Here is a 16,943-nt window from a genome sequence, read left to right as displayed (position 1 = left end):
AGGCTTCGGCCGCGATGGACACGGAAGAACAGCACACGAGGCGCGATCGCTCCGCCGGACCTGCGAAAGGTCCGGTGGCGCGGTCGCGCTTTTCGCGTTCCGGGGCTCTCGGGCCTTCCGGCGGTACCTGCCCCGGTCCCGACGGGTCCCCCGCCGAGTCCGGTGAGGCAGGCGAGTCCGGTGGGCCGGGGCAGGACGGCGGCGAGCGGAACGAGCGCGGCCCCGCGCTGCGGCGGGCGGCCCTGATCTGCGCCGCCCTGCCCGTTGCCGTACTCCTCCTCAGCGCCTTCGTCGTGCAGCCCTTCCTCATCCCGAGCGGCTCCATGGAGTCCACGCTGCGGGTCGGGGACCGGGTGTTCGTGAACAAGCTGGCGTACCGATTCGGCTCCGCGCCGGGGAGGGGCGACGTGGTGGTCTTCGACGGCACCGGATCCTTCCTCCCCGAGAGCGCCGGCGGGAACCCTGTCTCCGGGCTGCTGCGCGGGGCCGCCGCGGTCCTGGGGCTCGCCGACCCCCCGGACACCGACTTCGTGAAACGCGTCGTCGGGGTGGGCGGGGACCACGTGGTCTGCTGCGACGCGAAGGGCCGGCTCGAGGTGAACGGTGCCCCCTTGGACGAGGAGTACCTGCACGCGGGGGACGCCCCCTCCCGGGTGCCGTTCGACATCGTCGTCCCCGACGGCACCCTGTGGATGATGGGCGACCACCGGGACCGGTCCAGCGACTCGCGCAGTCACCTCGGGGAACCCGGGGGCGGCATGGTGCCCGTCGACGAGGTGATCGGCCGGGTGGACTGGATCGGCTGGCCCTGGAGCCGGGCGGGATCCCTGGCCGGTTCCGGCGCCGCGTTCGACGGCGTACCGGAGCCGGGGGGCCCGCATGGGTAGCCGCGGCATCGGGAACCGCTCCGGTTCCGAGGAGTCCTCGTACGGCACCGGTTCCGAGGAGTCCTCGTACGGCACCGCTTCCGAGGAGGGGGCCTCGACCTCGTACGGCACCGGGGAGGCGGACCGGTCCGCCTCCCCGGCCGGGACCGGGGGCGCGCGTCCGGCACCGACCCGAGCCGAGCGCCGGAGGCTGGCGCGCCGGGTCGCCCGGCGGCGCCGCAGGTCCAAGGTGACCGAGATCCCCCTCCTGCTCGTGTTCGCGCTGCTCATAGCCCTGTTCCTCAAGACCTTCGTGGTGCAGGCCTTCGTGATCCCCTCCGGCTCGATGGAACAGACCATCCAGATCGGTGACCGGGTTCTGGTCGACAAGATGACGCCGTGGTTCAGCGCCCAGCCGCAGCGGGGCGACGTGGTGGTGTTCAAGGACCCCGGCGGCTGGCTGGGGGAGGGCGAGACGGCGGACACCGGCACGGCACCGGTCGGGATCCGGCAGGCGAAGGAGTTCCTCACCTTCATCGGACTGCTGCCCTCCGCCGACGAACAGGACCTGATCAAGCGGGTGGTCGCGGTCGGCGGGGACACCGTGAAGTGCTGCGGGAAGGACGGCCGGCTCACCGTCAACGGGGTGGCCGTCGACGAGCCCTACCTGAACCTTGGGGATGTGCCATCGGCCATCCAATTCGAGGTAAAGGTTCCCGAGGGCCGGATCTTCGTGATGGGCGACCACCGGTCCAATTCCGCCGACTCCCGCTACCACCTCGGCAACGGCTTCCACGGCACTGTGCCGCTCTCGGACGTCGTGGGGCGCGCCGTGGTCATCGCCTGGCCTGCGAAGAACTGGGCCACGCTGGGGCAGCGGGACGCGTTCGCGGGGGTGCCGGACGCCGCGTCGGGAGCGTCGGCCGCGCCCGGTCTCTCGCATAGTGTGTCCCACCAGGATCCCTACGGAATGATCCCGCTCCCGACCCCTGCGGAACTCCCGCTCGTTATGGGAGTGATGGGCCTGCGTCGCATCCGGCGCGGGCGGTGGCACGGATTGAGGAGTGGATGTGGGGGATTTGGCGGTCGGCGCACGATCCGGACACGACGAACCCGAGGACCGGCCCGGACGGACCGGGGACCCCTCGGAGGCGGCGGCGGACCGGACGGGGGATGACGACGCCCCGGACGGCGCCGCCTCGGGCCCCAAGCAGCGTTCCTTCTGGAAGGAGCTGCCGCTCCTCATCGGGATCGCGCTCGTTCTTGCTCTGTTGATCAAGACCTTCCTGGTCCAGGCGTTCTCGATTCCCTCGGACTCCATGCAGGACACGCTCCAGCGTGGCGACCGGGTGCTGGTGGACAAGCTGACCCCGTGGTTCGGCTCCGAGCCGGAACGCGGCGAGGTCGTCGTCTTCCACGACCCCGGCGGCTGGCTGGAGGGCACCACCACGCCCGACCCGAACATCGCGCAGAAGTTCCTCAGCTTCATCGGGCTCATGCCCTCCGCCGAGGAGAAGGACCTGATCAAGAGGGTCATCGCGGTGGGCGGCGACACGGTGGAGTGCAAGCTGAACGGCCCCGTCACGGTGAACGGGAAGGCGCTGGACGAGAAGTCGTTCATCTACCCGGGCAACACCCCCTGCGACGACAAGCCGTTCGGCCCGATCAAGGTTCCGAAGGGCCGGATCTGGGTCATGGGAGACCACCGCCAGAACTCTCTGGACTCCCGCTACCACCAGAGCCTCCCCGGCCAGGGCACCGTCTCCGTGGACGACGTCGTGGGCCGTGCCGTACTGGTGGCCTGGCCCGTCAACCGCTGGGCGACCCTTCCCGTGCCCAGCACCTTCGACCAGCCCGGCCTGAACGCCGCGGCGGCGGCCGCTCCGGCCGCGCTCGGTGTGGCGGGAGCGCTGCCCCTGGTCTTCTGGCGTCGCAGGAGGCTGACCCGGGACCGTACCGACGGGTAGTGTGCCGACTCGGATCAGCGATTGTCGATCTCCGATGGGGGACGCTGGGATGAGTGGTGCAGGACGTACGGACGGCCGCGGCCGGCTCGGCAACGTGTTGTCGGGCCTGGCCGTGGCCGTCGGCTGTGTGCTCTTCCTCGGCGGGTTCGCCTGGGCGGCGCTGGTGTACCGGCCGTACACCGTGCCGACCGGGTCGATGTCCCCGACCGTGGAGACCGGGGCCAAGGTGCTCGCGCAGCGGATCACGGGCGACGAGGTGCGGCGCGGCGACGTCGTGGTCTTCACCGACAAGGCGTGGAGCGGCTCCCCGATGGTCAAGCGGGTCGTCGGGATCGGCGGCGACACGGTGGTCTGCTGCGACGCGAGGGGCCGGCTCACCGTCAACGACCAGCCCGTCGAGGAACCGTATCTGCGGACGCCGGCGGGAGCCTCCGGCAGCCTCGGCGGATCCGGGGATGCCGGTTCTTCCGGCGACTCCGGACCGTCCGGCGACTCCAGTGACTCCGGTTCCTCCGGACAGGCCGCTTCCACGGAGTTCAGCGCGAAGGTCCCCCAGGGGGAACTCTTTCTGCTCGGCGACGACCGCGCGATCTCCCTGGACTCCCGCGTCCATCTGACGGAGGAGGGGCAGGGCTCGGTGCCGCGCGCCGCGGTCGAGGCACGGGTCGACGCGGTGGCCTGGCCGTCCGGGCACATGCTCGACCGGCCCGAGGGGTTCGCCGGACTTCCCGGCGGCATCTCCTCCCAGGGCCCGCTGCCGCTTCAGCTCGGTGCCGTGGTGGTGGGTGTGCTGCTGATCCTGGCCGGCTGCGCCTACGGACCGGTCGCCGCGTGGACGAGGCGCGGGAAGTCCGCGAAGGCGAAGGCGGTGGCGGGTGCCCGCTGAGATCCGGACGGTCGCACGGGTCGTGCTCCTCGACCCGCAGGACCGGATTCTGCTGATGCACGGTTTCGAGCCCGATGACCCCGGCACCACCTGGTGGTTCACGCCCGGCGGCGGGCTGGAGGGCGACGAGAGCCACGAGGAGGCCGCCCGCCGCGAGCTCGCCGAGGAGACCGGCATCACGGATGTCGAACTCGGACCGGTGCTCTGGAAGCGACGATGTTCCTTCCCGTTCGACGGGCGCCGCTGGGAACAGGACGAGTCGTACTTTCTCGCGCGAACGGAACGGACCGCCACCGACCTGGGGGGCCTGACCGACCTGGAACGCCGCAGTGTCACAGGTCTCAGGTGGTGGACTTCCGCCGAACTCCGGGCGACCCGTGAGACGGTGTACCCGACCAAGCTCGCCGAGCTGCTGCGCAGGCTGCTCGACGAGGGTTCTCCGAGTGTTCCGCTGATTCTCGCCCCCGAAATCGCCTGAACGTCCGGGAGCGTCACCGGCTGCAGCACAATGGGGGAACGCACGGCTGAAGGGGACGCATGCCATGAGCGCCGAGGACCTCGAAAAGTACGAGACCGAGATGGAGCTGAAGCTCTACCGGGAGTACCGCGACGTCGTCGGTCTGTTCAAATTCGTGATCGAGACCGAACGTCGCTTCTACCTCACCAACGACTACGAGATGCAGGTGCACTCGGTCCAGGGAGAAGTGTTCTTCGAGGTGTCCATGGCGGATGCCTGGGTCTGGGACATGTACCGGCCGGCGAGGTTCGTCAAGCAGGTGCGTGTGCTGACCTTCAAGGACGTGAACATCGAGGAGCTCAACAAGAGCGATCTCGAACTCCCAGGAGGCTGACGGACCGCCTCGCGAGGGCGGGAACCGTTCCGCGGGGTGTGTGGAGCGGGGCCGTGGGATGTGCGGCACCGGATGCGGGTGTGTGAAGCGGACCGCGGGGCGTGCGGCACCGGATGCGGGGTGTGTGAAGCGGGGTGTGCGGCACCGGATGCGGGGTGTGTGAAGCGGGGCGTGCGGCGCCGGACGCGGGGTGTGTGAAGCGGACCGCGGGCGTGAGACGGATCGTTTCCCCGGACCGTCAATCCGGGCGACCCGGTCATCCTCAAGGGTGGCCGGGTTTTCCACATCCGGGAACTTGTCCACCAAGATCCACAAGGATCGGCCGCTCCGCGCAGAGTCGGTGCCGGAGGTGGTGCCGGATGAAGAACGCACGAGGGGCACTCGGGCGGTACGGCGAGGAGTTGGCGGCGCGGCTGCTGACCGACGCCGGGATGGCCGTGGTGGAGCGCAACTGGCGCTGCCGGGCCGGTGAGATCGACATCGTCGCGCGCGACGGAGACGCACTCGTCGTCTGCGAGGTGAAGACCCGCAGATCGACGGCGTACCAGCACCCGATGGCGGCGGTCACCCCGGTCAAGGCGGAGCGGCTGCGGCGGCTCGCGGAGCTGTGGCTCGACGCGCACGGGGGGCCGCCGAGAGGCGGTGTCCGCATCGACCTCGTCGGAGTGATCGTGCCCCGAAGGGGCGGCCCGGTCGCCGAGCACGCCCGGGGGGTGGCCTGAGATGGGCTTCGCGCGAGCCTGTTCCGTCGCCCTGGTCGGCGTGGAGGGCGTGGTGGTGGAGGTCCAGGCGGATCTGGAACCGGGCGTGGCGGCCTTCACGTTGGTCGGGCTGCCGGACAAGAGCCTGATCGAGAGCAGGGACCGGGTCAGGGCGGCCGTCGTCAACTCCGGTGCCGAGTGGCCGCAGAAGAAGCTCACGGTCGGTCTCTCCCCGGCCTCCGTACCGAAATCCGGCTCCGGTTTCGACCTCGCCGTCGCGTGCGCCGTACTCGGCGCCGCCGAACGGATCGATCCGTCCGCGATCGCGGACGTCGTCATGATCGGCGAGCTGGGCCTGGACGGCCGGGTGCGCCCGGTGCGCGGGGTGCTGCCCGCCGTCCTCGCCGCCGCCGAAGCGGGGTACGGCCACGTCGTGGTCCCGGAACAGACCGCCGGGGAGGCGGCGCTGGTCCCGGGCGTCTCGGTCCTGGGCGTACGGAGCCTGCGCCAGCTGATCGCGATCCTGGGCGACGAACCGGTCCCCGACGAACCGGCGGGCCAGGAGAGCCGCCCGGACGCCCTGCTCGCCGGGCTGATGGTGCCGGGCTCCGGGTTCGGCGCGGGGCTCGCCCCGGCCGGAGGCCAGGGTGGTACGTACCGCAAGGACCTGCGCGACGTCGCCGGGCAGAGCAGAGCGCGCAGGGCCCTGGAGATCGCCGCGGCGGGCGGACACCATCTGCTGCTCCAAGGCCCCCCGGGCGCGGGCAAGACGATGCTGGCCGAGCGGCTGCCGGGCATCCTGCCACCGCTGACCCGGCGGGAAGCCCTGGAGGTGACGGCGGTGCACTCCGTCGCCGGAATCCTCCCGCCGGGCGAGCCGCTGGTGAGCGTCGCGCCGTACTGCGCCCCGCACCACTCGGCCACCATGCAGTCGCTCATCGGCGGCGGCAACGGACTGCCGAGACCCGGCGCGGTCTCTCTGGCACATCGCGGGGTGCTGTTCATGGACGAGGCCCCCGAGTTCTCGGTCAGGGCGCTGGACGCCCTGCGCCAGCCCCTGGAGTCCGGACACGTCGTGGTGGCCCGGGCAGCGGGCGTGGTCAGACTGCCGGCCCGTTTCCTGATGGCGCTCGCGGCGAATCCGTGCCCCTGCGGCCGGCACAGCCTGGGCGGGGCCGGATGCGAATGCCCGCCCGCGGTGGTCCGCCGCTACCAGGCCCGGCTGTCCGGACCGCTCCTCGACCGGGTGGACCTGCGCGTCGAGGTGGAGCCGGTCACCCGCGCGGACCTGGTGGAAGGCGGCGGCCGGGGCGAGTCGACCGCGGTCGTGGCCGCCCGGGTGCGGGAGGCCCGTGCGCGCGCGGCCGAGCGGCTGGCCGGCACGCCCTGGACCACCAACAGCGAGGTGCCGGGCCATGAGCTGCGGACCCGGCTGCTCGCGGCCCCAGGAGCGCTGACGGCTGCCGAACGGGACATGGAGCGGGGTGCTCTGACGGCGCGTGGGCTGGACCGGGTGCTGCGGGTGGCCTGGACCGTCGCGGACCTGCGGGGCGTGGACCGCCCGGACGCCTCGGACGTGACCGTCGCTCTGGAGTTGCGCACCGGCGTCCAGCGCGGAGTACCGATGAAGGCGAGGGCCTCGTGACCGGGGCACGGTGGGGGACCCGGCCGCATGAGCCGGAGGAGCCGCATGAGCCGGAGGCGCCGGGGGAGCCGGAGGGAGGCGGCGCGGCCGGGAGGATGCCCGCGCCCCCGGAGCCCCCGGAACCTCCCGCGGGCTGCGGGCCGGACACCGAACGGCTGGCACGGGTCGCCCTCACCAGGATCGTCGAGCCCGGGGACGAGCGGGCCGGCCGGTGGCTTCGCGCGCACGGGCCCGTCGAGGTACTGCGACGCCTGACCGCGCACGACGGAGCGCCCCAGACCCTGGCCGGGATGACGGCGACCCGGCTCGCCGGATACCGCATGCGGGCCGCCGCGGCGGACCCGGAGCGGGACCTGGAGGCCGTGGCCCGGGCCGGAGGGCGGTTCGTCGTCCCGGGCGACCCGGAGTGGCCCGGGCAGCTGGACGACCTCGGCGACGCCCGCCCGCTGGGGCTCTGGATCCGGGGCGGCCCGGATCTGCGGCTCTGGGCGCTGCGTTCGGTCGCGGTGGTCGGCGCGCGGGCCTGTACCCCGTACGGCGCCCACATGGCGGCGACGCTGGGAGCGGGGCTCGCGGAGCGGGGCTGGGTGGTGGTCTCCGGAGCCGCCTTCGGTGTGGACGGCGCGGCGCACCGGGGAGCGCTGGCCGCCGGAGGCGCGACGGTCGCGGTCCTGGCGTGCGGGGTGGACGTCCCCTACCCGCGGGGCCACGCGGAGCTGATCGGCCGGATCGCGCGGGAGGGCCTGCTGGTGGGGGAGCTGGCGCCGGGCACCCATCCGACCCGCAGCAGGTTCGTCCTCCGCAACAGGGTGATCGCCGCGCTGACCAGGGGCACGGTCGTGGTCGAGGCCGAATACCGCAGCGGCTCCCTGGTGACCGCCCGGGGCGCCCAGCGGCTCGGCCGCTTCACCATGGGCGTACCGGGGCCCGCGACGAGCGGACTGTCGGCCGGTGTCCACGAACTGCTGCGCGGCGAGGGGGTACTGGTCACCGACGCGGCCGAAGTGGCCGAACTGGTCGGCGACATCGGCGACCTCGCCCCGCTCCGCCGCGGACCCGTGCTCCCGCGGGACCTGCTCGGCCCGGTCGCCACCGCGGTCCTGGAAGCACTGACCCGTGAAGGGACCGCGCGAGTGCGTGACGTCGCGCGGTCCGCAGGGACTTCGGCCGACGAGACGCTCGCGCGGCTGTACGAACTGCACTCACTGGGGTTCGTCGAACGGGAGGGCGACACCTGGCGTCCGGCGTCCGGGCCGAGACTCAACGATGCTGCCCGGCGAGGCGGTACTTGACCTGGAGCATTCGGGTGAAAAGGTAAGCGGGGTGACCTACGGAGTACGTGCGGCGCCACTCCCGGGGCCGATGCGTACGGCTTCGGCCCCGGTCGTCCGGCGCGCCCGGCGGCGGGAGCGCGCGCGGCACCGGCGTGCTCCACCCGCCCCCGTCCGACGCGCACCGCCACGCCCCAGTCACGCTACGCTCACAGGTCTTCACTCCCCACAAGTCCCCAGTACTTCACGGCAGAACGGCTCAAGGCACCACATGCCCCAGCACACCTCCGGGTCTGACCGCGCGGCAGTACCACCCGCTGCGCGTGGCACTGTGCGGCCCTCCGCCCCCTCCTCCCTCGAGGAGCTGTGGCGTAGTTACAAGTCCACGGGAGACGAGCGGCTGCGGGAGCAACTGATCCTGCACTACTCACCGCTCGTCAAGTACGTCGCGGGCCGGGTCAGTGTGGGGCTCCCGTCCAACGTCGAGCAGGCGGACTTCGTGTCCTCGGGCGTCTTCGGACTGATCGACGCCATCGAGAAGTTCGACATCGAGCGGGCCATCAAGTTCGAGACGTACGCGATCACCCGTATCCGGGGCGCGATGATCGACGAACTCCGGGCGCTGGACTGGATTCCGCGATCCGTCCGTCAGAAGGCGCGGAACGTCGAGCGCGCGTACGCCACGCTCGAAGCGCAGCTGCGGCGCACCCCGTCGGAGTCCGAGGTCGCCGCCGAGATGGGGATCGCGCTGGAGGAACTGCACGCTGTTTTCAGCCAGTTGTCGCTGGCGAACGTGGTGGCCCTGGAAGAGCTGCTGCACGTGGGCGGGGAAGGCGGCAACCGGCTCAGCCTGATGGACACGCTGGAGGACACGGCCGCCGACGATCCGGTGGAGGTCGCCGAGGGCCGCGAGCTCAGACGCCTGCTCGCCCGCGCCATCAACACGCTCCCGGACCGGGAGAAGACCGTGGTCACGCTCTACTACTACGAGGGCCTCACCCTCGCCGAGATCGGCAACGTCCTCGGAGTCACCGAGAGCCGGGTCAGCCAGATCCACACCAAGTCGGTCCTCCAGCTGCGCGCGAAACTGGCCGACGCCGGCCGCTGACCGACTCCCCGGCCGTCTCTGTGCCCGCCTCCCCTCCGGCCGGACGCCGAGGTCGGGCACTTCACCGGCGCACCCCCCGCCGTACAGTGGAGCCGTGCCCAGGATTCGAGCGGCCTCCGTGGCCGAGCACCGGACCATGCAGCGCGGCGCCCTCCTGGACGCCGCGCGCTCCCTGCTTTCCGAGGGCGGGACGGAGGCGTTGACCTTCCCCGCGCTCGCCGAACGCACGGGTCTCGCCAGGTCGTCGGTGTACGAGTACTTCCGCTCCCGCGCCGCCGTCGTCGAGGAACTCTGCGCCGTCGACTTCCCCGTGTGGGCGGCCGAGGTCGAGAACGCCATGGCCCGGGCCGCCACGCCCGAGGAGAAGATCGAGGCGTACGTCCGCAAGCAGCTCGAACTGGTCGGGGACCGGCGCCACCGTGCCGTGGTCGCCATCTCCGCCAGCGAGCTCGACGCCGGGGCCCGTGAGAAGATCAGGGCCGCGCACGGCGGGCTGATCACCATGATCGTCGAGGCTCTGGGCGACCTCGGGCACACCCAGCCGAGGCTCGCGGCCATGCTGCTCCAGGGCTCCGTCGACGCGGCGGTGCGCCGGATCGAGCTGGTCGTGGCCGAGGAACCGGGCGTGATCGCCGAGACCGCCGTCGCCATGATCCTGCGCGGCGTACGGGGCTGAACCCGCCCCCCGGCCTCTTCCGGCAGCGGGACACCCGACACCGGCAGCAGCCGTGAGGGGCCCCGCCTCAGCAGGGCGGGCGGCAGCAGCGAGAGCGGGTCGACGTACGTCTCCCCGCGTCGCACACCCCAGTGGAGGCACCCCCGCGCGCAGTGCGAAGGGCCCGCCTCCGCCTCCGCCACCGGTGCGCCCGCCCGGACCTCGTCGCCGACGCGCACCAGGGAGCGCACGGGTTCGTACGTGGTGCGCAGGGGCGGAGCGCCGCTCTGTGCCAGCTCCACGGTGAGGACCCCGCGCCCCGCCACCCGGCCCGCGAACGCGACGCGTCCGGCGGCCACCGCCAGAACCCGGGCGCCGGGCGGCGCGGCGAGATCGACGCCCCGGTGACCGGGCGCGTACGGACCGGCCGGCGGCTCCCAGCCCCGCACGACCACCGGCCGACCCACGAGGGGCCAGGACCTGGCGCCGGAGCCGGTCCCGGAGTCTGTGCCGGTGGCGGCACCGGTCGGGACGGACACCTCGGTCGGCGGGCCGCCCGGGGCACCCGGGGCGTCCGCCGCCGCGGCCGGAGCCTGGGCACCGAGCAGCAGGAGGCTGGGCAACAGGAGGCCGAGCACCAGGAGCAACGGAACGAGGCGGACCACCCCCGGCACCCGTGCCCGTACCCGTGCCCGATCCCGTGCTCGTACCGGCTCCGGCACCAGTGCCCGATCCAGTACCGGATCCGGCACCCGTGCCCCTGTCCGCACGCGCGCCCGTGCCGGCTTCTGTGCCCCCGGGGAGACCGTGGGCGTGTGTGTCCGCTCCATGCCGGAACCCTCCCCCCGGAGGCCCCCGGCCGGTGGATCTTGGACCCCGGCTGTGGAGTACTCGCCGGTTGTGGACAACGCCGTCACCCGGCAGGCGAAGGGTCCCGTACACTTCTTGTGGCGACCCGGGTGACCGGGTCGACTTCGCACGCCCCGCCACCTCCCTCTCAGCGGACGGTGGCCGCGCCTCTCGGTCCTTCGTGGCACGGCGCGTGGGGCGTCAGGCGCGACAGCAATCCTGCGGTCGCGGAACCGAGTACCTCAAGGAGATGGCCATGGCCGTCGTCACGATGCGGGAGCTGCTGGAAAGCGGCGTCCACTTCGGTCACCAGACCCGTCGCTGGAACCCGAAGATGAAGCGCTTCATCTTCACCGAGCGCAACGGCATCTACATCATCGACCTGCTCCAGTCGCTGTCGTACATCGACCGCGCCTACGAGTTCGTCAAGGAGACCGTCGCGCACGGCGGCTCCATCATGTTCGTGGGTACCAAGAAGCAGGCCCAGGAGGCCATCGCCGAGCAGGCGACGCGCGTCGGCATGCCGTACGTCAACCAGCGTTGGCTCGGTGGCATGCTCACCAACTTCTCCACCGTCTACAAGCGCCTTCAGCGTCTGAAGGAGCTCGAGCTCATCGACTTCGAGGACGTGGCCGCCTCCGGCCTCACCAAGAAGGAGCTCCTGGTCCTCTCCCGCGAGAAGGCCAAGCTGGAGAAGACCCTCGGTGGTATCCGCGAGATGCAGAAGGTGCCCAGCGCCGTCTGGATCGTCGACACCAAGAAGGAGCACATCGCCGTCGGTGAGGCGCGCAAGCTCCACATCCCGGTCGTCGCGATCCTCGACACCAACTGCGACCCCGACGAGGTCGACTACAAGATCCCGGGCAACGACGACGCGATCCGCTCCGTCACCCTGCTCACCCGCGTGATCGCCGACGCCGTCGCCGAGGGCCTCATCGCCCGTTCCGGTGCCGCCACCGGTGACTCGAAGCCGGGCGAGAAGGCCGCCGGCGAGCCCCTCGCCGAGTGGGAGCGCGACCTGCTCGAGGGCGACAAGAAGGACGACGCCGAGGTCCAGGCCTCCGCCGAGACCGAGAAGGCCGCGGACGCCGAGCCGGCCGAGGCCGCCGCCGAGACCGCCGAGGCTGCCGCCGAGACCGCCGAGGTCGAGGCTGCCGCCGAGACCGAGCAGGCCTGACACCTCCGTCACGGCTGACTGACGGCGGGGGCCGGTGCCACGCGCACCGCCCCCGCCGTTCACCCGTAGATCTTTCAGACTTCGAGAGAGAAACACAGACTCATGGCGAACTACACCGCCGCTGACGTCAAGAAGCTCCGCGAGCTCACCGGCGCCGGCATGATGGACTGCAAGAAGGCGCTCGACGAGGCCGACGGCAGTGTCGACAAGGCCGTCGAGGCGCTCCGTATCAAGGGCCAGAAGGGCGTCGCCAAGCGCGAGGGCCGTTCTGCCGAGAACGGCGCGGTCGTCTCGCTCATCTCCGACGACAAGACCTCCGGCGTTCTGCTCGAGCTGAAGTGCGAGACCGACTTCGTCGCCAAGGGCGAGAAGTTCCAGGCCGTCGCCAACACGCTCGCCGCGCACGTCGCCGCGACCTCCCCGGCCGACCTGGCCGCGCTGCTCGCCTCCGAGATCGAGGCCGGCAAGACCGTTCAGGCGTACGTGGACGAGGCCAACGCCAACCTCGGCGAGAAGATCGTCCTGGACCGCTTTGCGCAGTTCACCGGCGGTTACGTGGCTGCGTACATGCACCGCACCATGCCCGACCTCCCGCCGCAGGTCGGCGTGCTCGTCGAGCTGGACAAGCCGAACGCCGAGGTCGCCAAGGACGTCGCGCAGCACATCGCCGCCTTCGCCCCGAAGTACCTCAGCCGTGACGAGGTCCCGGCCGAGACGGTCGAGAACGAGCGTCGCGTCGCCGAGGCCACCTCGCGCGAGGAGGGCAAGCCCGAGGCCGCCCTCCCGAAGATCGTCGAGGGTCGCGTCAACGGCTTCTTCAAGGACGTTGTCGTCGTGGAGCAGTCCTTCGCCAAGGACGCCAAGAAGACGGTTCAGAAGGTTCTCGACGAGGCCGGTGTCTCCCTGAAGCGCTTCACGCGCATCAAGGTCGGCATCTGAGTCCCGTCCGCGAATGACGGTGGACCCGGATAGGGTCTGATGCAGTCGTCGGCCGCACACCTGCCGAGCGACCGCAGATCTGACGAGGAGGCCATTGCCGCAGAGGGACACCAGACCCACCGGCAATGGCCTTCTTCGTATGTGCACGAGGAGAATTTCCATGGACAAGGGCGCGGACGCCAAACAGGTTGACCACAAGCGCGACGAGAAGGTGTCCGGACGCTTCATGCTGAAGCTGTCCGGCGAGGCCTTCGCCGGTGGCGGCGGACTCGGAGTCGATCCCGACGTCGTACACGCCATCGCCCGCGAGATCGCCGCAGTGGTGCGCGACGGCGCGGAGATCGCCGTCGTCATCGGCGGCGGCAACTTCTTCCGCGGCGCCGAGCTCCAGCAGCGCGGCATGGACCGGGCCCGGTCCGACTACATGGGCATGCTCGGCACCGTGATGAACTGCCTGGCACTCCAGGACTTCCTGGAGAAGGAGGGCATCGACTCGCGCGTACAGACCGCCATCACCATGGGCCAGGTCGCCGAGCCGTACATTCCCCTCCGTGCCGTTCGCCACCTGGAGAAGGGGCGCGTCGTGATCTTCGGCGCCGGCATGGGCATGCCGTACTTCTCCACCGACACCACCGCTGCCCAGCGGGCCCTGGAGATCGACGCCGAGGCGCTCCTGATGGGCAAGAACGGCGTCGACGGGGTCTACGACTCCGACCCGAAGACCAACCCCGGCGCGGTGAAGTTCGACGCGCTGGAGTACAGCGAGGTGCTCGCCCGCGATCTGAAGATCGCCGACGCCACCGCGATCACGCTCTGCCGCGACAACCGGCTCCCGATCCTGGTCTTCGAACTGACCGCCGCGGGCAATATCGCCCGAGCCGTCAACGGTGAGAAGATCGGCACGCTCGTGAGTGACGAGAGCACCCGGGCCTGACGGCCCACGGATGGACAACGGCCTGCCGGTCGGACACCGTGCAGGTGAGGACGCGACGCAGGACCCGCAGGGCCCGGCGATGACGATGCCGGGCCCACTCAAGACACGCAGGAGCACGTGGTGATCGAAGAAATCCTCCTCGAAGCCGAGGAGAAGATGGAGAAGGCCGTTGTCGTGGCGAAAGAGGACTTCGCCGCGATCCGGACCGGCCGCGCGCACCCGGCGATGTTCAACAAGATCGTCGCCGACTACTACGGCGCGCTGACCCCGATCAACCAGCTGGCCTCCTTCTCGGTTCCCGAGCCGCGGATGGCCGTCGTGACGCCGTTCGACAAGACCGCGCTTCGCAACATCGAGCAGGCGATCCGCGACTCCGACCTGGGCGTCAACCCCAGCAACGACGGCAATATCATCCGGGTGGTCTTCCCCGAGCTCACCCAGGACCGCCGCAAGGAGTACATCAAGGTCGCCAAGACCAAGGCCGAGGACTCCAAGATCTCGATCCGCTCCATCCGCCGCAAGGCGAAGGAGGCGCTCGACAAGCTCGTCAAGGACAAGGAGTCCGGCGAGGACGAGGTGCGCCGCGCGGAGAAGGAGCTCGACGACACCACCGCGAAGTACGTCACGCAGGTGGACGAGCTGCTGAAGCACAAGGAAGCCGAGCTGCTCGAAGTCTGATGAACGACTCCTCCTGGGGCGCCCCGCAGGGAGCCGGTTACTGGGGCACGTCCGAGATCGGGGCCGCTCCGGCGGGTCCTGCCCACGATGCGCACGGCGCCCAGCAGACTCGGCCCATGCCCATCGTGCCGGACACTCCCGACGCAGGTAGAGACGACGCAGACGACCGCGACGGCCGGGACGGGGACGCCACGCACATCAGTGGCCCCCTGTTCCGCGACGAGGTGCCGCAGGCACCTTCGCCCGCCCCGCAGACACCTTCGCCCGCCCCGCCCCCCGCACCGCAGAAGAAGCGGGCGGGGCGTGACCTGCGGGCGGCCATAGGGGTCGGCGTGGGTCTCGGCGCCGTCGTCATCGCCTCGCTGTTCGTCGTGAAGGCCGTCTTCGTCGGCGTCATCGCCGTCGCCGTCGTCGTCGGTCTCTGGGAGCTCACCTCCCGGCTGGCCGAGCGGAAGTCGATCAAGGCTCCGCTCGTCCCGCTCGCGGTGGGCGGCGCCGCCATGGTCGTGGCCGGCTACGAGTGGGGGGCGGACGGCGCCTGGATCGCTATGGCGCTCACCTCGCTCGCCGTACTCGTCTGGCGGATGACCGAGAAGCCGGAGGGATATCTGCGGGACGTCACCGCGGGTGTCTTCGCCGCGTTCTACGTACCGTTCCTGGCCACGTTCGTCGCGCTGATGCTGGCCGCGGACGACGGAGCATGGCGGGTGCTGACGTTCCTGATACTGACCGTGGTCAGCGACACCGGCGCGTACGCGGTCGGCTGGCGGTTCGGCACGCACAAGCTCGCGCCGCGCATCAGCCCCGGAAAGACCCGCGAGGGCCTGTTCGGGGCCATCGTCTTCGCGATGGTGGGCGGCGCGCTGTGCGTGCAGTTCCTGATCGACGACGGCTCCTGGTGGCAGGGTCTGCTGCTCGGACTCGCGGTCGCCGCCAGCGCCACCCTCGGCGATCTCGGCGAGTCCATGATCAAGCGTGATCTCGGCATCAAGGACATGGGCACGCTGCTGCCCGGTCACGGCGGGATCATGGACCGGCTGGACTCGCTCCTGCCGACGGCTCCGGTGGTCTGGCTGCTGCTGGTGCTGTTCGTCGGCAGCGGCTGAGGCCGAGGGCTTCGGGCGATACGTTCCGGCTGCGGTGCACGGGCCGTGCCCCGCAGACCGGAACTCTTCCGTACACCGCGCTCCACCTGCGTCTTTACGCGCGATGGGCCCGCTGTCCACAGGACGGCGGGCCCTTCCCGTCGCGTCTGCGACACTGGAAGAACCATGCCTAAGCCCGGAGAACTCACTTTCGTCGCGCCCCGCGGAGCCAAGAGGCCCCCGCGCCACCTCGCCGACCTCACGCCCGCCGAGCGCAAGGAAGCAGTCGCCGCGACCGGCGAGAAGCCGTTCCGCGCGCAGCAGCTCTCGCAGCACTACTTCGCGCGGTACGCGCACGATCCGTCGGAGTGGACCAACATCCCCGCCGGATCGCGGGACAAGCTCGCAGAAGCGCTGTTCCCGGACCTCATGTCCGTGGTCCGCCACATCAGCTGCGACGACGACACCACCCGCAAGACGCTCTGGAAGCTGCACGACGGGACGCTCGTCGAGTCCGTCCTCATGCGCTACCCGGAGCGCGTGACGATGTGCATCTCGTCACAGGCCGGCTGCGGGATGAACTGCCCGTTCTGCGCCACCGGACAGGCCGGTCTCGACCGGAACCTCTCCACCGCCGAGATCGTGCACCAGATCGTGGACGGTATGCGGGCGCTGCGCGACGGGGAGGTGCCGGGCGGGCCCGCGCGCCTCTCCAACATCGTCTTCATGGGGATGGGGGAGCCGCTGGCCAACTACAACCGCGTCGTCGGCGCCATCCGCCGGCTGACCGACCCGGAGCCCGACGGCCTGGGCCTCTCCCAGCGCGGCATCACCGTCTCCACCGTGGGTCTGGTGCCCGCCATGCTGCGCTTCGCCGACGAGGGCTTCAAGTGCCGTCTCGCCGTCTCGCTGCACGCCCCGGACGACGAGCTCCGCGACACCCTCGTACCCGTGAACACCCGCTGGAAGGTCCGCGAGGTCCTCGACGCCGCGTGGGAGTACGCCGAGAAGTCCGGTCGCCGGATCTCCATCGAGTACGCCCTGATCCGCGACATCAACGACCAGGCGTGGCGGGGCGACCGGCTCGGCCGGCTGCTCAAGGGCAAGCGGGTGCACGTCAACCTGATCCCGCTCAACCCGACGCCCGGCTCGAAGTGGACCGCCTCCCGCCCCGAGGACGAGAAGGCGTTCGTGGAGGCCATCGCCGCCCACGGCGTGCCCGTCACGGTGCGCGACACCCGTGGCCAGGAGATCGACGGCGCCTGCGGGCAGCTGGCCGCAGCCGAGCGCTGAGCCTCAGGCTCTGGGACTGCCCCGGTCAGGCCGCCTCT

General features: G+C 71.1%; 17 protein-coding genes and 1 pseudogene. 17 read left to right on the top strand and 1 reads right to left on the bottom strand.

Annotated elements, in window-relative coordinates:
• The first annotated feature begins 14 nt into the window (after positions 1 to 14).
• The 11 genes from lepB (ACWCSV_RS05500) to ACWCSV_RS05450 all read left to right on the top strand — a co-directional run bounded on the left by lepB (ACWCSV_RS05500) (position 15) and on the right by ACWCSV_RS05450 (position 9,971).
• The gene (gene lepB / locus ACWCSV_RS05500) at positions 15 to 887 is read left to right on the top strand and encodes a signal peptidase I (protein ID WP_451138773.1); all 873 of its coding nucleotides are present in this window, start codon (positions 15 to 17) and stop codon (positions 885 to 887) included.
• Positions 880 to 2,043 (top strand): signal peptidase I, encoded by a 1,164-nt coding sequence (gene lepB / locus ACWCSV_RS05495; protein WP_451138771.1) that lies wholly within the window; start codon positions 880 to 882, stop codon positions 2,041 to 2,043. Before lepB (ACWCSV_RS05500) ends, lepB (ACWCSV_RS05495) begins: the two co-directional genes overlap by 8 nt.
• Positions 1,946 to 2,833: a signal peptidase I gene (lepB, locus tag ACWCSV_RS05490; RefSeq protein ID WP_451139098.1), complete on the top strand. Its 888-nt coding sequence runs from the start codon at positions 1,946 to 1,948 to the stop codon at positions 2,831 to 2,833. The genes lepB (ACWCSV_RS05495) and lepB (ACWCSV_RS05490) overlap by 98 nt, the downstream gene beginning before the upstream one ends.
• Positions 2,834 to 2,882: 49 nt before the next feature.
• On the top strand, positions 2,883 to 3,719 hold the full coding sequence (lepB, locus tag ACWCSV_RS05485; RefSeq protein WP_451138769.1) for a signal peptidase I: 837 nt from the start codon (positions 2,883 to 2,885) through the stop codon (positions 3,717 to 3,719).
• On the top strand, positions 3,709 to 4,197 hold the full coding sequence (locus ACWCSV_RS05480; RefSeq protein ID WP_451138767.1) for an NUDIX hydrolase: 489 nt from the start codon (positions 3,709 to 3,711) through the stop codon (positions 4,195 to 4,197). The genes lepB (ACWCSV_RS05485) and ACWCSV_RS05480 overlap by 11 nt, the downstream gene beginning before the upstream one ends.
• 64 nt (positions 4,198 to 4,261) lie before the next feature.
• Positions 4,262 to 4,570 carry a DUF2469 domain-containing protein gene (locus ACWCSV_RS05475; protein WP_043444228.1) on the top strand — a complete coding sequence of 103 codons (309 nt, stop codon included), beginning with the start codon at positions 4,262 to 4,264 and terminating at the stop codon, positions 4,568 to 4,570.
• Positions 4,571 to 4,929: 359 nt separating this feature from the next.
• Positions 4,930 to 5,292 (top strand): YraN family protein, encoded by a 363-nt coding sequence (locus ACWCSV_RS05470; protein WP_451138765.1) that lies wholly within the window; start codon positions 4,930 to 4,932, stop codon positions 5,290 to 5,292.
• Between the two features lies 1 nt (position 5,293).
• Positions 5,294 to 6,916, top strand: coding sequence for a YifB family Mg chelatase-like AAA ATPase (locus ACWCSV_RS05465; protein ID WP_451138763.1), 1,623 nt, complete (start codon positions 5,294 to 5,296; stop codon positions 6,914 to 6,916).
• A 95-nt stretch (positions 6,917 to 7,011) separates the two neighbouring features.
• On the top strand, positions 7,012 to 8,208 hold the full coding sequence (gene dprA / locus ACWCSV_RS05460) for a DNA-processing protein DprA (RefSeq protein ID WP_451138761.1): 1,197 nt from the start codon (positions 7,012 to 7,014) through the stop codon (positions 8,206 to 8,208).
• Between the two features lie 250 nt (positions 8,209 to 8,458).
• The gene (gene whiG, locus ACWCSV_RS05455) at positions 8,459 to 9,295 is read left to right on the top strand and encodes an RNA polymerase sigma factor WhiG (RefSeq protein ID WP_266709661.1); all 837 of its coding nucleotides are present in this window, start codon (positions 8,459 to 8,461) and stop codon (positions 9,293 to 9,295) included.
• 118 nt (positions 9,296 to 9,413) lie between these two features.
• A complete protein-coding gene (locus ACWCSV_RS05450; protein WP_451139096.1) occupies positions 9,414 to 9,971 on the top strand; it encodes a TetR/AcrR family transcriptional regulator in 558 nt (185 codons plus the stop codon).
• 155 nt (positions 9,972 to 10,126) lie between these two features.
• Here the strand turns inward: ACWCSV_RS05450 and ACWCSV_RS05445 are convergent.
• A pseudogene (locus ACWCSV_RS05445) lies at positions 10,127 to 10,780 on the bottom strand (peptidoglycan DD-metalloendopeptidase family protein); the annotation flags it as partial.
• Between the two features lie 275 nt (positions 10,781 to 11,055).
• On the opposite strand from ACWCSV_RS05445, the gene rpsB reads away from it, so the two are divergent.
• The 6 genes from rpsB (at position 11,056) to rlmN (ending at position 16,905) form a co-directional block, all read left to right on the top strand.
• The gene (gene rpsB, locus ACWCSV_RS05440) at positions 11,056 to 11,976 is read left to right on the top strand and encodes a 30S ribosomal protein S2 (RefSeq protein WP_451138759.1); all 921 of its coding nucleotides are present in this window, start codon (positions 11,056 to 11,058) and stop codon (positions 11,974 to 11,976) included.
• Positions 11,977 to 12,078: 102 nt separating this feature from the next.
• Positions 12,079 to 12,915, top strand: coding sequence for a translation elongation factor Ts (gene tsf / locus ACWCSV_RS05435; RefSeq protein WP_386894062.1), 837 nt, complete (start codon positions 12,079 to 12,081; stop codon positions 12,913 to 12,915).
• 160 nt (positions 12,916 to 13,075) lie between these two features.
• Positions 13,076 to 13,849 (top strand): UMP kinase, encoded by a 774-nt coding sequence (gene pyrH / locus ACWCSV_RS05430; RefSeq protein WP_327178243.1) that lies wholly within the window; start codon positions 13,076 to 13,078, stop codon positions 13,847 to 13,849.
• Between the two features lie 120 nt (positions 13,850 to 13,969).
• Positions 13,970 to 14,527, top strand: a complete 558-nt coding sequence (frr, locus tag ACWCSV_RS05425; RefSeq protein ID WP_327178244.1) for a ribosome recycling factor — start codon at positions 13,970 to 13,972, stop codon at positions 14,525 to 14,527.
• Positions 14,527 to 15,633 (top strand): phosphatidate cytidylyltransferase, encoded by a 1,107-nt coding sequence (locus tag ACWCSV_RS05420; RefSeq protein WP_451138757.1) that lies wholly within the window; start codon positions 14,527 to 14,529, stop codon positions 15,631 to 15,633. Before frr ends, ACWCSV_RS05420 begins: the two co-directional genes overlap by 1 nt.
• A 165-nt stretch (positions 15,634 to 15,798) precedes the next feature.
• On the top strand, positions 15,799 to 16,905 hold the full coding sequence (rlmN, locus tag ACWCSV_RS05415) for a 23S rRNA (adenine(2503)-C(2))-methyltransferase RlmN (protein ID WP_386894067.1): 1,107 nt from the start codon (positions 15,799 to 15,801) through the stop codon (positions 16,903 to 16,905).
• The last annotated feature ends 38 nt before the right edge of the window (positions 16,906 to 16,943 follow it).

This window comes from Streptomyces sp. NPDC001770, from assembly GCF_053596135.1.
The sequence above is the reverse complement of the archived record's forward strand: the minus strand, read 5'-3'. Positions and strand labels throughout refer to the sequence as shown.

Excerpts from the sequence above, each read along its gene's own strand:
- rpsB (WP_451138759.1), top strand. The coding sequence starts at position 11,056 with ATGGCCGTCGTCACGATGCGGGAGCTGCTGGAAAGCGGCGTCCACTTC.
- whiG (WP_266709661.1), top strand. The coding sequence starts at position 8,459 with ATGCCCCAGCACACCTCCGGGTCTGACCGCGCGGCAGTACCACCCGCT.
- ACWCSV_RS05420 (WP_451138757.1), top strand. The coding sequence starts at position 14,527 with ATGAACGACTCCTCCTGGGGCGCCCCGCAGGGAGCCGGTTACTGGGGC.
- dprA (WP_451138761.1), top strand. The coding sequence starts at position 7,012 with ATGCCCGCGCCCCCGGAGCCCCCGGAACCTCCCGCGGGCTGCGGGCCG.
- lepB (WP_451138773.1), top strand. The coding sequence starts at position 15 with ATGGACACGGAAGAACAGCACACGAGGCGCGATCGCTCCGCCGGACCT.
- lepB (WP_451138769.1), top strand. The coding sequence starts at position 2,883 with ATGAGTGGTGCAGGACGTACGGACGGCCGCGGCCGGCTCGGCAACGTG.
- ACWCSV_RS05475 (WP_043444228.1), top strand. The coding sequence starts at position 4,262 with ATGAGCGCCGAGGACCTCGAAAAGTACGAGACCGAGATGGAGCTGAAG.
- ACWCSV_RS05470 (WP_451138765.1), top strand. The coding sequence starts at position 4,930 with ATGAAGAACGCACGAGGGGCACTCGGGCGGTACGGCGAGGAGTTGGCG.
- pyrH (WP_327178243.1), top strand. The coding sequence starts at position 13,076 with ATGGACAAGGGCGCGGACGCCAAACAGGTTGACCACAAGCGCGACGAG.
- lepB (WP_451138771.1), top strand. The coding sequence starts at position 880 with ATGGGTAGCCGCGGCATCGGGAACCGCTCCGGTTCCGAGGAGTCCTCG.
- tsf (WP_386894062.1), top strand. The coding sequence starts at position 12,079 with ATGGCGAACTACACCGCCGCTGACGTCAAGAAGCTCCGCGAGCTCACC.
- ACWCSV_RS05465 (WP_451138763.1), top strand. The coding sequence starts at position 5,294 with ATGGGCTTCGCGCGAGCCTGTTCCGTCGCCCTGGTCGGCGTGGAGGGC.
- rlmN (WP_386894067.1), top strand. The coding sequence starts at position 15,799 with ATGCCTAAGCCCGGAGAACTCACTTTCGTCGCGCCCCGCGGAGCCAAG.